This is a genomic window from Gracilibacillus xinjiangensis (assembly GCF_042651765.1).
GTDB classification, from domain to species: domain Bacteria; phylum Bacillota; class Bacilli; order Bacillales; family Amphibacillaceae; genus Gracilibacillus; species Gracilibacillus xinjiangensis.
The window spans coordinates 955,189-968,353 of the sequence record NZ_JBHSDT010000004.1 but is presented as its reverse complement, the minus strand read 5'-3'; the positions used below and the strand labels follow the sequence as shown (position 1 = coordinate 968,353).

At 36.8% G+C, this 13,165-nt stretch carries 13 protein-coding genes; 6 read left to right on the top strand and 7 right to left on the bottom strand.

Annotated elements, in window-relative coordinates:
- Position 1 precedes the first annotated feature (1 nt).
- From qoxC to qoxA, 3 genes are read right to left on the bottom strand one after another with little or no spacing between them, the layout of a single operon-like run.
- Positions 2 to 598 (bottom strand): cytochrome aa3 quinol oxidase subunit III, encoded by a 597-nt coding sequence (gene qoxC / locus ACFOY7_RS08645; protein WP_390251399.1) that lies wholly within the window; start codon positions 596 to 598, stop codon positions 2 to 4.
- The gene (gene qoxB, locus ACFOY7_RS08640; protein WP_390251397.1) at positions 595 to 2,541 is read right to left on the bottom strand and encodes a cytochrome aa3 quinol oxidase subunit I; all 1,947 of its coding nucleotides are present in this window, start codon (positions 2,539 to 2,541) and stop codon (positions 595 to 597) included. Before qoxB ends, qoxC begins: the two co-directional genes overlap by 4 nt.
- 20 nt (positions 2,542 to 2,561) lie before the next feature.
- Positions 2,562 to 3,557, bottom strand: coding sequence for a cytochrome aa3 quinol oxidase subunit II (gene qoxA, locus ACFOY7_RS08635; protein ID WP_390251395.1), 996 nt, complete (start codon positions 3,555 to 3,557; stop codon positions 2,562 to 2,564).
- 339 nt (positions 3,558 to 3,896) lie between these two features.
- Between qoxA and ACFOY7_RS08630 the strand changes: the two genes are divergently transcribed.
- The 6 genes from ACFOY7_RS08630 (at position 3,897) to ACFOY7_RS08605 (ending at position 9,117) form a co-directional block, all read left to right on the top strand.
- A complete protein-coding gene (locus ACFOY7_RS08630) occupies positions 3,897 to 4,610 on the top strand; it encodes a response regulator transcription factor (protein ID WP_390251393.1) in 714 nt (237 codons plus the stop codon).
- Complete coding sequence (locus ACFOY7_RS08625; protein WP_390251391.1) at positions 4,597 to 5,982, top strand: ATP-binding protein; 1,386 nt, start codon at positions 4,597 to 4,599, stop codon at positions 5,980 to 5,982. The genes ACFOY7_RS08630 and ACFOY7_RS08625 overlap by 14 nt, the downstream gene beginning before the upstream one ends.
- Positions 5,983 to 5,996: 14 nt before the next feature.
- Positions 5,997 to 6,719, top strand: coding sequence for an SDR family NAD(P)-dependent oxidoreductase (locus tag ACFOY7_RS08620; RefSeq protein ID WP_390251389.1), 723 nt, complete (start codon positions 5,997 to 5,999; stop codon positions 6,717 to 6,719).
- 35 nt (positions 6,720 to 6,754) lie between these two features.
- Positions 6,755 to 7,756 (top strand): TIGR00341 family protein, encoded by a 1,002-nt coding sequence (locus ACFOY7_RS08615; protein ID WP_390251386.1) that lies wholly within the window; start codon positions 6,755 to 6,757, stop codon positions 7,754 to 7,756.
- 127 nt (positions 7,757 to 7,883) lie between these two features.
- The gene (locus tag ACFOY7_RS08610; protein WP_390251384.1) at positions 7,884 to 8,798 is read left to right on the top strand and encodes a cation diffusion facilitator family transporter; all 915 of its coding nucleotides are present in this window, start codon (positions 7,884 to 7,886) and stop codon (positions 8,796 to 8,798) included.
- Positions 8,799 to 8,808: 10 nt separating this feature from the next.
- Complete coding sequence (locus tag ACFOY7_RS08605; protein WP_390251382.1) at positions 8,809 to 9,117, top strand: ArsR/SmtB family transcription factor; 309 nt, start codon at positions 8,809 to 8,811, stop codon at positions 9,115 to 9,117.
- A gap of 129 nt (positions 9,118 to 9,246) precedes the next feature.
- Here the strand turns inward: ACFOY7_RS08605 and ACFOY7_RS08600 are convergent, their stop codons facing one another.
- From ACFOY7_RS08600 to ACFOY7_RS08585, 4 genes are all read right to left on the bottom strand, one after another.
- Positions 9,247 to 9,633 carry a hypothetical protein gene (locus tag ACFOY7_RS08600; RefSeq protein WP_390252068.1) on the bottom strand — a complete coding sequence of 129 codons (387 nt, stop codon included), beginning with the start codon at positions 9,631 to 9,633 and terminating at the stop codon, positions 9,247 to 9,249.
- Positions 9,634 to 9,767: 134 nt separating this feature from the next.
- Positions 9,768 to 10,202, bottom strand: a complete 435-nt coding sequence (locus tag ACFOY7_RS08595) for a GyrI-like domain-containing protein (RefSeq protein WP_390251380.1) — start codon at positions 10,200 to 10,202, stop codon at positions 9,768 to 9,770.
- 126 nt (positions 10,203 to 10,328) lie between these two features.
- Positions 10,329 to 11,732: a SpoVR family protein gene (locus ACFOY7_RS08590; RefSeq protein WP_390251378.1), complete on the bottom strand. Its 1,404-nt coding sequence runs from the start codon at positions 11,730 to 11,732 to the stop codon at positions 10,329 to 10,331.
- 89 nt (positions 11,733 to 11,821) lie between these two features.
- Positions 11,822 to 13,114 (bottom strand): protoglobin domain-containing protein, encoded by a 1,293-nt coding sequence (locus ACFOY7_RS08585; protein ID WP_390252067.1) that lies wholly within the window; start codon positions 13,112 to 13,114, stop codon positions 11,822 to 11,824.
- Positions 13,115 to 13,165: the final 51 nt, after the last annotated feature.

Below are 13,165 nucleotides of genomic sequence, written 5' to 3'. Positions count from 1 at the left end.
CTTACATCACCAATCCTCTCAAATACACGAATGTAAAAATGAAAATCCAAACAACATCTAAGAAGTGCCAGTAAAGACTTGCAATGAAAAATTTGCTGGCAGTTTTTTCTGTAATCCCGCGTCGAACGATTTGAACGATTAACAAGCTAATCCAAATAATACCGAATGATACGTGGGCTCCGTGTGTTCCAAGCAATGTAAAGAATGCTGCTGTAAATCCACTTGTTTGAATTGTTGCCCCTTCATGGACATAGTGAATAAATTCGTTAATCTCCATGTAAAGGAAGCCAAGACCTAACAACAAAGTAACAACCGTCCATACTAACATATCATTTTTATGCTGGTTTCTCATTGAATGAATCGCCAGGCCTGCTGTAAAACTGCTTGTTAGCAAAAGGAAAGTCTCGATCAAGACATCTTTCAGAACAAAGATGTCTTGACCGGCTGGACCTCCTGCCGTATTGTGCTCCAACACAAAGTAAGAAGCAAACAATGTGGAGAAAAGCACAATTTCCGCACCTAAAAATATCCAAAAACCTAAAATATTCATTTGACTTTGCTGTGAGCGATATTCTAATGGCGTATTTGCTTGTGTCATTTCAACTCACCTCTCCACTCTTGTTCTTCTTCCTCTAATTCTTCCACCGAAATGTGGTAACCATCATCATAATCAAAGCTGTTTGCAACTAATCCAATAACAATTAAGATCGAAGAAATAATCGCAAGTGTAAACCATTCAAAGACCAGGAAGAAACCAACAATTCCAAAGGCTACACCTAAGAAAATCGGTGTCCAGCTATTGCTTGGCATGTGAACAGGTTTCAAATCAGATTTCTTCAAACCTAATTTTCCTTCTTTTTTCTTATACCAGAAATCATCTAAACGCTCGACTTTAGGTACAACCGCAAAATTATAATGAGGTGGCGGTGAAGCTGTAGCCCACTCTAGTGTACGAGCATTCCATGGATCACTGCCTACATCTCTGGAAGCATAGCGGAAACTCCAGTAAATGTTATAACATAATGCGGCAAAACCTGCTGCCATAATCAATGATCCTACTGCAGAGAATCCTAACCATGCGCCCCATCCGGTACTTTCTGAATAGGTGTACATACGGCGAGACATACCATCCAAACCTACGAAGAACATTGGCATAAATGTCATGTTAAAACCGATGACAAATAACCAGAAATGCCATTTACCAATTTTCTCATTAAGTTTGAAACCGAACATTTTTGGCCACCAGTAGTATAATGCTGCAAATACAGCAAACACTACACCTGGTATCAATACATAGTGGAAGTGTGCCACCAGGAACATTGTATTATGGTATTGATAATCGGCAGCTGCCATTGCAAGCATAACGCCTGTTACCCCACCAATTGTGAAACACGGGATAAAAGCAAGAGCCCATAACATCGAAGTCGAGAACTCAATTCGCCCTTTTCTTAATGTAAATAACCAGTTAAAGATCTTCACACCAGTTGGTATGGCAATCATCATGGTAGTTAATGAGAAAATCGAGTTCACTGCCGCACTGTTCCCCATTGTATAGAAGTGGTGAACCCATACAAGCATACTTAAGAACGCAATACCTGCGACGGCAAAAACCATAGATTTATAACCGTAAAGATTTTTTCTTGCAAATGTTGCAATTACTTCTGAAAACATACCGAAAGCAGGCAACACAACGATATAAACTTCAGGATGGCCCCACAGCCAAAATAGATTTAACCATAACATCGGGTCCCCGCCAGCAGCTACTGTAAAGAAATGTGTCCCAAACAAACGGTCTAGAGACATATATGCTAAGGCTACTGTGAAGATTGGGAATGCTGCCACAATAATTATGGATGTAATGAATGATGTCCATGTAAAGATAGGCATCTTCATCCAAGACATGCCAGGTGCACGCATCTTAATAATTGTTACGACAAAGTTAATCCCTGTAGCTAATGTACCAATCCCGGCGATCTGAAGTGCAATCGCATAATAGTTATTCCCAACACCTGGCGTAAATTCTTTCCCTGCGAGCGGAAAATAAGAAGTCCAGCCTGCATCAGGTGAACCGCCAATAACAAAGGAAATGTTAAATAACATTGCCCCTACAAAGAATAACCAGAAACTTAACGCATTTAACTTCGGAAATGCAACATCCCGTGCCCCGATTTGCAATGGAACAACAACGTTCATAACCCCTATAAGCATTGGCATTGCCATAAATAGAATCATTATCACACCATGTGTTGTAAAGATTTCATCATAGTGCTGTGCATCAAGAAAACCTAATTCAGGCCTTGACGTTTGTGCTTTCATAAGGAGACCATCAACGCCTCCTCTAAAGAACATTAATACACCTGCCAGAATGTACATGATCCCGATTTTTTTATGATCAACGGTTGTGAACCATTCTTTCCATAACCATTTCCATCTTTTTAAATACGTAATTAATGCTAAAAGGCCGACCATTGTTAGTCCTATCGCTATCTGTGATGCTAGAATCAATGGATCGCCTGTCACAAAAAATTCATCTAATGACATGTTCTTCACCGCCTTTATTTTTAATGATGTGAATGTCCTTCATGACCATCATGATTATCTTGTGTTGATTGTTCTGATGGTTGTTCTTCTGCTTCTGATTCATCTTGATTACTATTATCTTCTTCCCCACTTTCCTCACCGTGGTGAATTCGATAAAGCTCTGGATTCAAATACTCTTCTGATCCACCATGAGCATGATCGATCCATTGTAAGTGTGTCTGATTATATGTTTTTCGTCCAATAACAGTTGGTTTTAATAATTCTGCATACTCATCTTCTGTTAATTGATTTGCAGTATTTTTCACCTCTTGAACCCATTTATTAAAATCTTCATTTGTTAATGCCTGGACTTCGAAATCCATATGAGCATAACCTTGACCATTAAAGTTTGTATTTCTGCCGTAGAATGAACCTTCTTGATCTGCGACTAAGTAAAGATTTGTTTGCATATTTGCCATCGTATATTTTTGCCCACCTAATTCCGGGACCCAAAATGATTGCATTGTTCCTGCTGAGGTCATTTTAAATTGCACTGGATGATCTGCAGGGATGTTTACATAATTGACTGTTTCAATGTCTTGATCAGGATAACTGAAGATCCACTTCCAATCAGCCGATGTCACATGGATAACAAGTGGTTCCTCCTCCTCATAGCCTTGAGGCACATCTTCGACTTCATAAATTGTCTTCACTGTTGGAACCATCAATGCGATAACGATAAGAACCGGTATAACAAACCAGATAATCTCGAGAACATGGTTTCCTTTCTCCTCTTTTGGTTCAAAGTTACCATCATCTTTTCTTGCACGATATCTCCAAACAATGTAACCGAATAATACAAACACAACAACGACGATTACTAGCATAAAAATAATCGAATAAACGATTAAATCTGTTAAACTTCTTGCAATCGGCCCCTTAGGATCGAATACAATCAGCTTAGATTCACATCCAGCTAAAAATAGTGGAATGGCTAATAAAGTAAGTAATAAGATACCTTTTTTTATTGCCTTCATAGCATGTACCCCTCTCCAACAATTTCTATTAGATATACTTGGCTTGTCACCAAGCTTTTTTCAAGCCTTAAATTCCCTTAAGCTGATATTTCTACTGTTATTAATTCGATAGCAATAACAAATACCCTTCCGTATAAAAAATAAACCACCTATTAACATCAATCTCTATTTTCACATGTAAATATGATGAAATTATGATGAAATCGTTAACGTCATAAAAAGTTCAAAAATAGCCTTCCTTATGATTCGGAATGATTGACAAACAGCTATCCTTTACTAATTAACAGATTTTCTATACTATTTGAATTAGGAAAAAAATTGATAAACGAGAGTGATATAATGACGAAAAAAACTGTTTTAATTGTCGATGATGAAGCACAAATGCGGACAATGCTCAAGCTTTATCTTAGAAATGACTTTTATATGATGGAAGCTGATAATGGGAAGGAAGCAATGGAATTAGTGAAAGAAGAGTCTATCGATATTGTTTTGTTAGATGTTATGATGCCAGAGTTAGATGGGATAGAAACTTGTAAACAAATGAAACAAATCAAACCAAACACTCCCATTATCCTTCTAACAGCTTTGAATAATACATCAGATAAAGTTGAAGGTTTATCAATAGGAGCTGATGACTATATAGTAAAGCCCTTTGAGCCAGAAGAATTAATTGCAAGAATTCGTGTGCAGTTAAGACATTTTGCAAAAACTGTCAGGGAACCAGATTCTCCGCATAAGATAAGTTTTACAGATTGGTTCATTGATTCAGAATCCAGAACAGTAATAGCCAATGGAAAGGAAATAAAATACAGTCCAAAAGAGTTTGACTTACTTTATTTATTTGCATCAAATCCAAACCGTGTGTTTACAAGGGATCATTTGTTAGACAATATTTGGGGGATTGATGAAGTTGTTGATATCAGGACAGTGGATTCCCATGTACGATACGTTCGTGACAAGCTGAAAAAAGCAGGAATTAAACATCAGCCAATTGAAACAATTTGGGGCGTAGGCTATAAATTTACAATGGAGGATGCCAATGAAGTTAAATAGTGTCATTTTTAAATTGGGTGCAACCATACTTTTTTTACAATTAATTATTTTAATCCCTTTAGGATATATCATTCTGCAATTATTATTAAACTACTCAATTAACCAGACGGAATCCCAACTAGTTACATTATCTGAAAAGTACGCAACACAAGTGCACCACCTGGAGGACCCTGAAAACTTGCAATTACTTGATCATTTGACAGATATGACTAATACAAGTGCTGTCATCATTAATCAAGATGGTGAGATCATATTAGAAACAAATTGGCATGAAGGGATAACTGATCAAATTTTAACAAATAACCAGAAACAGCAATTAGCTGATGGAAAATCTGTCATTGAGGAATATACGAACAATGGGGTTACTTACTTAAAAGTAGCCCAACCTATTTCAGATGACGAAGGGGAAAAAGCAAGTGTTGTCCTGTTCTCTTCCTTCGGATTAATCAGTCATTCGATCCATAACATTGTGATATTAGTTATATTAGCAAGTCTTGGCGCAGTTATTCTTGCAATAGGGTTTACAATCTTTATATCTAAAAAGCTTGGTGCACCATTAATTGCAATGGAAAAGGCCGCTAAACAAATCGCTGAGAAAAAAGATTTCTCATTAAGAGTAAATTATAATGCAAATGATGAAATTGGCTCATTAGCAACCGCCATTAATCACTTATCACAAACATTAGAAAGGTACCAAACCAACCGCAATGAATTTTTCTCTAATATTACCCATGAACTTAAAACACCTTTGACCTATGTTAAAGGCTATGCCAATGCCGTCAGACATGAAATGTACCAATCAGATGAAGAAAAAGATGAATTTTTGGAAATTATAGAGAATGAGGCTGACCATATTAGTAATTTAATGGATGATCTAATGGATCTTTCTAAAATTGAAGAAGGTAAAATTGATTTAAATAAAGAAACATTGGATATGAATGTTTTGGCTGAAGAAATGGTGAGAAGATCTCATTTCAGAGCAACTCAAAAAGGATTACATTTGCGTGCAATCACGCCATCTCAACCTACTTATATAAAGGCAGATAAAAGCAGGATGGAACAAATCCTGACAAATTTAGTGGAAAACGCGGTGCGTTACACTGAAAAAGGAGACATAAGTGTCCAAGTTGTAGAAAATAATAAAACTGTGGAAGTATTTGTTCAAGATACGGGAATCGGGATAAAGAAAGAAGACATCCCTTATTTGTTCGAACGCTTTTATCGTGTGGACAAATCTAGATCTCGGGCAAATGGCGGGACAGGACTAGGTTTGTCTATTGTCAAAAATCTTGTTGAACTGCACGAGGGGAGTATTGAATTTGATAGTGAGCTAAATAAAGGAACTACAGTTAAACTTACTTTCCCTAAATAAGGAGGAATCTTCCCATGAAATTTCATAATAAAGTAGTCGTAGTGACTGGCGGATCAAATGGGATTGGACATGCCATAGCAAAGGCATATCTAACAGAAGGTGCCTTTGTTGTCATTGCAGACAAAGCACAGCCAAACCTATCCCATGATCAACTATATTATATGAAGACAGATGTAAGTGTACCAGAGGAAATTAATCAGTTATTCGCAGAAATAGATCAATTATTCACTCATATTGATATTTTAATTAATAATGCGGGAATATCTAAATTTTCTTCTTTCTACGATTTAACTGCCGAGGAATGGGATCATGTAATAAACACAAACCTGAGATCAACTTTTTTATGTTCCCAGGCTGCTGCCAAGAGGATGCGGAACAATGAAAATGGTGGAAGTCTTGTCCATATTACATCAACACGAGCGTTTATGTCAGAACCAAATACGGAAAGTTATGCAGCAAGTAAAGGTGGAATCTACGCCCTGACACACGCACTTGCAATGACATTGCAAAATGACGGGATAACAAGTAACTCGATAAGTCCTGGTTGGATAGAGACACAGAATTATGAGCAATTGCGTTCCATTGACCATGCTCAGCATCCATCTAAAAGAGTTGGGAAACCAGACGATATTGCAAATGCATGTTTATTCCTTACGGATCCGAAAAACGATTTTATAAATGGCGAGAATCTAACCATCGACGGTGGAATGACAAAGAAAATGATTTATGAACATTAAATGTTTCACCTGACACCATAGAAAGGAACAGACACATGGAACTTCAACTCATCGAAGTATATATTCCTGTTGAAAGATTTACTGCTTTTCAGGCAGAAATCGAAGAATATAACATTCTTGCTAAATGGCATTCCAAGATATCAGATAATGAACAACTTGTAAAAATAATAATTGATAAAAGAAACACAGAGGAGATTCTCGATTTTCTAGAAGTTAATGATGAGAAAACACAAGAAATCAGGGCAATACTTTATAATATCTCAACCTATTTACCTCGGCTTACTACGGGGGAAGCAGACGATAAGAAAACAGAAGAAGAAAAGCAAAAAGAAATCACTAGAGCAAGCAGGCATGAATTATATAATGTCGTCCAGTCATCCAGCCGAACCAGCCCAACTTTCATTTGGTTATTAATCCTTTCCGCCATTGTTGCTACGGCAGGGATAGTAAAGGATAGTGCTGCCATAGTTATTGGCGCAATGGTAATCGCACCATTAATCGGCCCTTTTACTGCTTTATCATTTTCTGCTATTCTAGGTGATTATAAATTAATGAAACGGTCTGTGCTTACTTGTATATCTGGTCTTATTATTCCTATTGGTATTGCTATGATCTTCGGCTTACTCTTCCCTTTACCAATTAACAGCCATGAATTCTTAGCAAGAACGAATATTGAATTAATGGATATTGTTGTAGCAATTGCGGCAGGAACTGCTGGAGCTATGTCTTTTGCGAAGCGTGTTTCCGAAACATTGGTTGGTGTAATGGTATCGGTTGCCTTATTGCCTCCTGCAGTTGTTTTCGGGATGATGATCGGAGCCATGGAGTTTCATGAAGCAATTACACCACTTCTGCTGCTACTTGTTAATATCAATGCAATATTACTTTCTGCAATTATTGTGTTTTGGACAAGTGGCATTCAGCCAGTAAATTGGAGTGAAATACAGGTAGCTAACACATCAAAAACATATGCCCTAATGTTTGTTGCGATTGTTATCATTATACTAGCGATTATGGTTTATGTAATTAACTTCTAAAGAAGGTTTGGAGCGATCAGTGTACTGATTGCTTTTTTTGATTAATTTAGGAATTACTTGCACATATTTCAGCTAAACATTATAATATGAATATATGTTCATATATGATTTATATGGAGGGATTCCGATGGGGCATTCACATGATCATGGTAACGGACACCATCATCATACAAACAACAAGAAGGCACTTTTTATTAGTTTCTTATTTATTTTCACATTCATGATTGTTGAGATGATCGGAGGCTTTTTGACAAACAGTCTTGCCCTTTTATCCGATGCAGGTCACATGTTTAACGATGCGTTTGCACTCGGTCTAAGTCTTTTTGCATTTAAACTTAGCGAAAGAACAGCAAACGGACAAAAAACCTTTGGTTATAAACGGTTCGAAATTTTAGCGGCATTTATTAATGGTGTCACACTTATTGCAATTTCACTTTATATTTTCTGGGAAGCATATCACCGTTTCCTGGAACCACCTGAGGTTAGTGGAACAATGCTGTGGATAGCTGTTGTAGGCTTTGTTGTAAACATAATCGTTGCACTAATATTAATGTATAGTGGAGATACAGAAGGCAACTTAAATATGCGGAGTGCCTTACTTCATGTTTTTGGTGATTTGCTCGGATCTGTTGGTGCTATTGGCGCAGGTATTCTCATCCTGTTATTTGAATGGAATATTGCAGATCCTGTCGCAAGTATTATTGTGGCTCTTCTCATATTAATTAGCGGCTACCGTGTTACAAAAGATTCCATTCATATTCTAATGGAAGGTACTCCTGCTAATTTATCTTTTGAGGCAATGGAAAATAGATTAGTGCAGTTAGATGGTGTCATTAGTATCCATGATTTGCACGCATGGACAATTACTTCTAATTTCCCAGCATTCAGCTGTCACATGGTAGTTGAGGAAAACATCGACAGGGATTTTATTTTAAAACAGGCTGCAAAGGTATTGCATGATGAGTTTTCGATCCATCATACAACAATCCAAGTGGAAGGTCTCCATGCTGATATCAAAAACCATGAGGATTGCTGTAATTAGGAGGGAAGTTATGGAAGAGAAAAATTATGAAGCACTTGATCAGGAAACCTTATTTCTAGTATCCCAAACATTTAAAGCACTGGCTGACCCAACGCGGATCCGTATTCTTCATCTTTTGTTCGATCGAGAATTAAGTGTTTCCAATATTTCCGAGATATTGGATTTGAATCAATCGAATGTCTCTCATCAATTGCGATTTTTAAAAAATCTCCGCCTGGTAAAATATCGACGTGATGGTAAAACTATCTATTACTCCCAAGATGACGAACACGTGATGAAAATTCTGCAGCAATCTATTGACCATGCCAGTCATCATTAAAGATCTCCGGAATAAATTAGCAGAAATTAAAATTTACAAAAGGAATGTCCAACTGACCTAACAAAGTTTCCACCTACATGTCCAAAACCATTAAGACAAAGGAATAGTAACTATCCCTTTGTCTTATTTTTACACACATGCAAATGATTGAATTCGATCTAGATCAATTCCGAAGTATATCCAGTTAAACCCTGTCCAGCGGTATCCGGCAACGGATCTTCTGCCTACATATGTTGGATAGAACCAGAATGACTGATAACGACTCAGCCATATATACGTATAACGATACAAGCAGCCCCGAATAGATCCCGGGTCAACAGCCATTACTTGTGGACCTTGTGCCTGAAATTGTTGCGGGATTTGTTGAGGCGGCGGGCCTACTGGTGCACCACCTTGCTGGCCTTGTGGTGGTCCAAACGGCGGGAAGCCTTGCTGTCCCTGGCCCGGGCCCTGTGCCGGCGGAAATCCTCCCCCCGGGAAAAATGGAAAAAACGGCAGTTGACGCTCATCATACATATTCCCGTAATAATCATAATACTCCGTGTTGGATGGATAAATATGTTCCAATTTAACAACCTCCTATCCATACCACTATATGATGGTTGCCTATTTGGGTAATTTGTCCATAATAAAAATAGGCAATGACACAATTACTCTACAACTTTTATATACAGGTCATGTACTTTCTCATTCCCACCATATGTATAACCTATATCTACTTTCATGTGATCAATCGGAATTTGTTTCATTTTCGCGTATTCTATCATCTTACCAAATGAATGTGCGATTTCTGTTACTTCACCTTGATGGAGATAGTGTAAATAACTCTGTGAAGGAATAGTTATTATTTCAAGTTCTGAAGCTTTAAAGCTATCATCCACTTCCACGCAAATACATTGTGTATATATACCATCTTCATAGTGCATACTTATATCCATCATTTTATCTGATTTTCGATTTATAATTTGAGAGAGTTTTTCTCGAAAAAGCGTCCATTTTTTGGGCATCTCATAATGAAGTCCTTTCCAATCACTTTTAATAATCATACCTGCAACGGTAAATTGATCTAATGTTACCTTCTCCATATGCTCACCCCTCTTATTTAGGACTATAAAGCACCATACTTAATTTTTAACAAGAACTAAAATAAGTAACGAACAAATTGACTGCTCGTTACTTATTTCGATCTTTCCTTAAAATATCCTGCTGCTTTATAAATATTTTTTTACCACTTTTGTACCATTAGATGAGAATAAACAAGGTTTACCATCCATCACTGTTTCTATATGAACATCACGTCCCCATAAATGGTAAATATATGGAGCAGTTTTCTCTAAATATTTCATATCAAGCTCTACTCCCTCATAATGGTGCCGGATATATAATTCACCATTCCGTAAATAGTCACCATTCTCAACAGTTAAATACGGGAACCCGCCATTTAAGCGACTGGAAATTAATTGATCTCTTACTTTTTCCCAATTCTTATCAACAATCTCATATTGATTGCCTTTCTTCTGAAAGATATATAAATCTTCACGGTCCACTAAGTTTTTTGTTAAATAATTTCTCATAAATGAAATATCAGATTCTAATTCTCTTACCTCAAAAATTTTCTCACGCCCCGTCCCTTTCTTCACACCAAGTTGCTTCATTTCTTCAGTTGGGTTGTCATAGCGCTCTTCGATATCTTCGAACATTTTCACACCTAAATAGTATGGATTAATATGGGTTTTGGCAGGCTGGACGACCCCTGCATTAAGTGATGCAAACTCAATCATTTCATCACTTGTTAAGTCAAGTTCCCGAATAATTCGTTGATGCCAATAAGTTGCCCAACCTTCGTTCATAATTTTTGTTTCCAATTGCGGCCAAAAATAGAGCATCTCTTCACGCATCATTGTTAAAATATCCCGTTGCCAATCCTCTAATTCTTTTCCATGTTCTTCAATAAATGATAAGATATCTTTCTCAGGTTCTGGAGGAAATGGTTTTTTTCGTTTTACTTTTTTCACATTATTAATTTCCTTGTTATCCAACTCCCATAAATCATCAAACTCCGTTCGTTTCGGTGGTTTTACTTCCTCATCTTCCTGCCAGTCAACCTCATATTTCAGTAATGTCGGATCAATATGCTCTTGAATCGCAAGTACTGCATCAAGAAATTCTTCTACTTCCTTTATGCCATATTTCTTTTCATAACTTGCTATCCGCTCGGCTGTTGCTGACATACTTTCAACCATGTCTCTTTTCGTGTTTTGAAAACGGACATTATTTTTGAAAAAGTCGCAATGTGCGAGTACATGGGCAACAATTAATTTATTTTGGATGAGGGAATTAGAATTAAGTAAAAATGCATAACACGGATTAGAATTAATAACGAGTTCATAAATCTTACTTAATCCTAAATCATACTGTAATTTCATCCGATGAAATTGCTTACCAAAACTCCAATGGGAGAACCTTGTTGGCATCCCATAAGCACCGAAAGTATAGATAATCTCTGGCGGACAAATTTCATATCTCATTGGATAAAAATCTAGTCCAAATCCTTCAGCAATTTCGGTAATCTCCTTAATCGCATTTTCTAATTTCTCTCTTTCATCATTTCGCAATGATTCTACACCCCCACCATACGGATTGGTATAGTATATGAGAAATTACGAAAAAAAGGACATCTGATTCTCCAGATGCCCCAATGATTCTATTTATTTGTCATTTCGACTAAGTCTTCCATTACTGTTGATATTCGTTGAATCGATTGATTTACCTGTTCTAAACTGTTAAAAAAGACATTAATCTCTGTCTCTACTTTTGTATTGTGCCCTTTGGAATCGTTCATTTGACTAACAAGTTCCTCAAAAAAATGATGGATTTTAGTCATCTGGTGCGTACTTGCCGTTACAGATTGTTGAACATCATCAACATATGATGTAACTTTATCTACCTGGGCATTCGTTTTATCAATTAATCCTGTAACATTACTTACAGAATTCTTCGTTTGCTCGGCAAGTTTTCGGACTTCATCTGCAACTACCGCGAACCCTTTGCCTTCTTCCCCAGCTCTTGCTGCTTCAATAGCGGCATTTAATGCTAGTAAATTTGTTTGTTCTGCAATATTTGTAACCATACTGACAATTGATTCGATCTGTTTGGAGATTTCCGTTAAACTGCGGCTCTCTTCTTTTATCCCTTTCATTTTCTCATCCATTTGAAGCATCTGTTCTTCTTGTTGCTGCAGATCACTTTTTCTGTCTAATGAAGACTTTTCGACTGCCTCTGATGTCATTGTTCCGTTCCGTGCATACTTTAAGATGGTGTCCAATTGTGTGACAAGTGATTGGGTAGAATTGGCTGATTGCTGAATAATTGCTGCTAATTCGCCCGAGGTTAATTGAATTTTATCATGTAACTCCGTTTTTAAACGCTCTTGCTTTTCATGGGCATGATTGACTTCATGCTGATATGCATCTAAAACTAGTTGTTGTTCTAAGTTTAGTATTTTGGAAGTTGCAGAGATTGCTTGAAAAAACTCTTTCTTGCCATCAATAGCTTCATCTAAAATGGTCATTATAGAATTAAGTAAGTCTTGAAATGCACACATATACCATTTCGGTTCTAATCCAATGTTAAAGTGAATATGAGCAATTTTAACCCTTTTATCATAAAACTGCTGGTCAATCTGGCCATCAAACATTTCTTGTATGTGGCTTGTTAATGTTTGTTTTAACCTCGCTACAGAACTATTATGTTGAATAATATTCATTAAACTATTTTCATGTTCAAGATTATTATAAAACTGACCAACAATTTGTTCAATATTCTCCTTGATATATGGCTTAATTTTCTTTAGGGACACCAAGTCTTCTTTCGTTAAATTGACCATTTTTATTTGTTTTTCAAAAGAACCTCCTGCATCCACATCGATCATGACAGCACTAAGATCAATAGACTCTTCTTCTGCACTTTTTCGCTCTTTATCCTTAGTAAATAACATTCTCACCTGCATGAACCCTCCTAATTTTGTGAACAAAGTAAAAAAATAGTT

Excerpts from the sequence above, each read along its gene's own strand:
- qoxA (WP_390251395.1), bottom strand. The coding sequence starts at position 3,557 with ATGAAGGCAATAAAAAAAGGTATCTTATTACTTACTTTATTAGCCATT.
- qoxB (WP_390251397.1), bottom strand. The coding sequence starts at position 2,541 with ATGTCATTAGATGAATTTTTTGTGACAGGCGATCCATTGATTCTAGCA.
- ACFOY7_RS08630 (WP_390251393.1), top strand. The coding sequence starts at position 3,897 with ATGACGAAAAAAACTGTTTTAATTGTCGATGATGAAGCACAAATGCGG.
- ACFOY7_RS08625 (WP_390251391.1), top strand. The coding sequence starts at position 4,597 with ATGAAGTTAAATAGTGTCATTTTTAAATTGGGTGCAACCATACTTTTT.
- ACFOY7_RS08600 (WP_390252068.1), bottom strand. The coding sequence starts at position 9,633 with ATGTATGATGAGCGTCAACTGCCGTTTTTTCCATTTTTCCCGGGGGGA.
- ACFOY7_RS08620 (WP_390251389.1), top strand. The coding sequence starts at position 5,997 with ATGAAATTTCATAATAAAGTAGTCGTAGTGACTGGCGGATCAAATGGG.
- ACFOY7_RS08595 (WP_390251380.1), bottom strand. The coding sequence starts at position 10,202 with ATGGAGAAGGTAACATTAGATCAATTTACCGTTGCAGGTATGATTATT.
- ACFOY7_RS08585 (WP_390252067.1), bottom strand. The coding sequence starts at position 13,114 with ATGTTATTTACTAAGGATAAAGAGCGAAAAAGTGCAGAAGAAGAGTCT.
- qoxC (WP_390251399.1), bottom strand. The coding sequence starts at position 598 with ATGACACAAGCAAATACGCCATTAGAATATCGCTCACAGCAAAGTCAA.
- ACFOY7_RS08615 (WP_390251386.1), top strand. The coding sequence starts at position 6,755 with ATGGAACTTCAACTCATCGAAGTATATATTCCTGTTGAAAGATTTACT.
- ACFOY7_RS08605 (WP_390251382.1), top strand. The coding sequence starts at position 8,809 with ATGGAAGAGAAAAATTATGAAGCACTTGATCAGGAAACCTTATTTCTA.
- ACFOY7_RS08610 (WP_390251384.1), top strand. The coding sequence starts at position 7,884 with ATGGGGCATTCACATGATCATGGTAACGGACACCATCATCATACAAAC.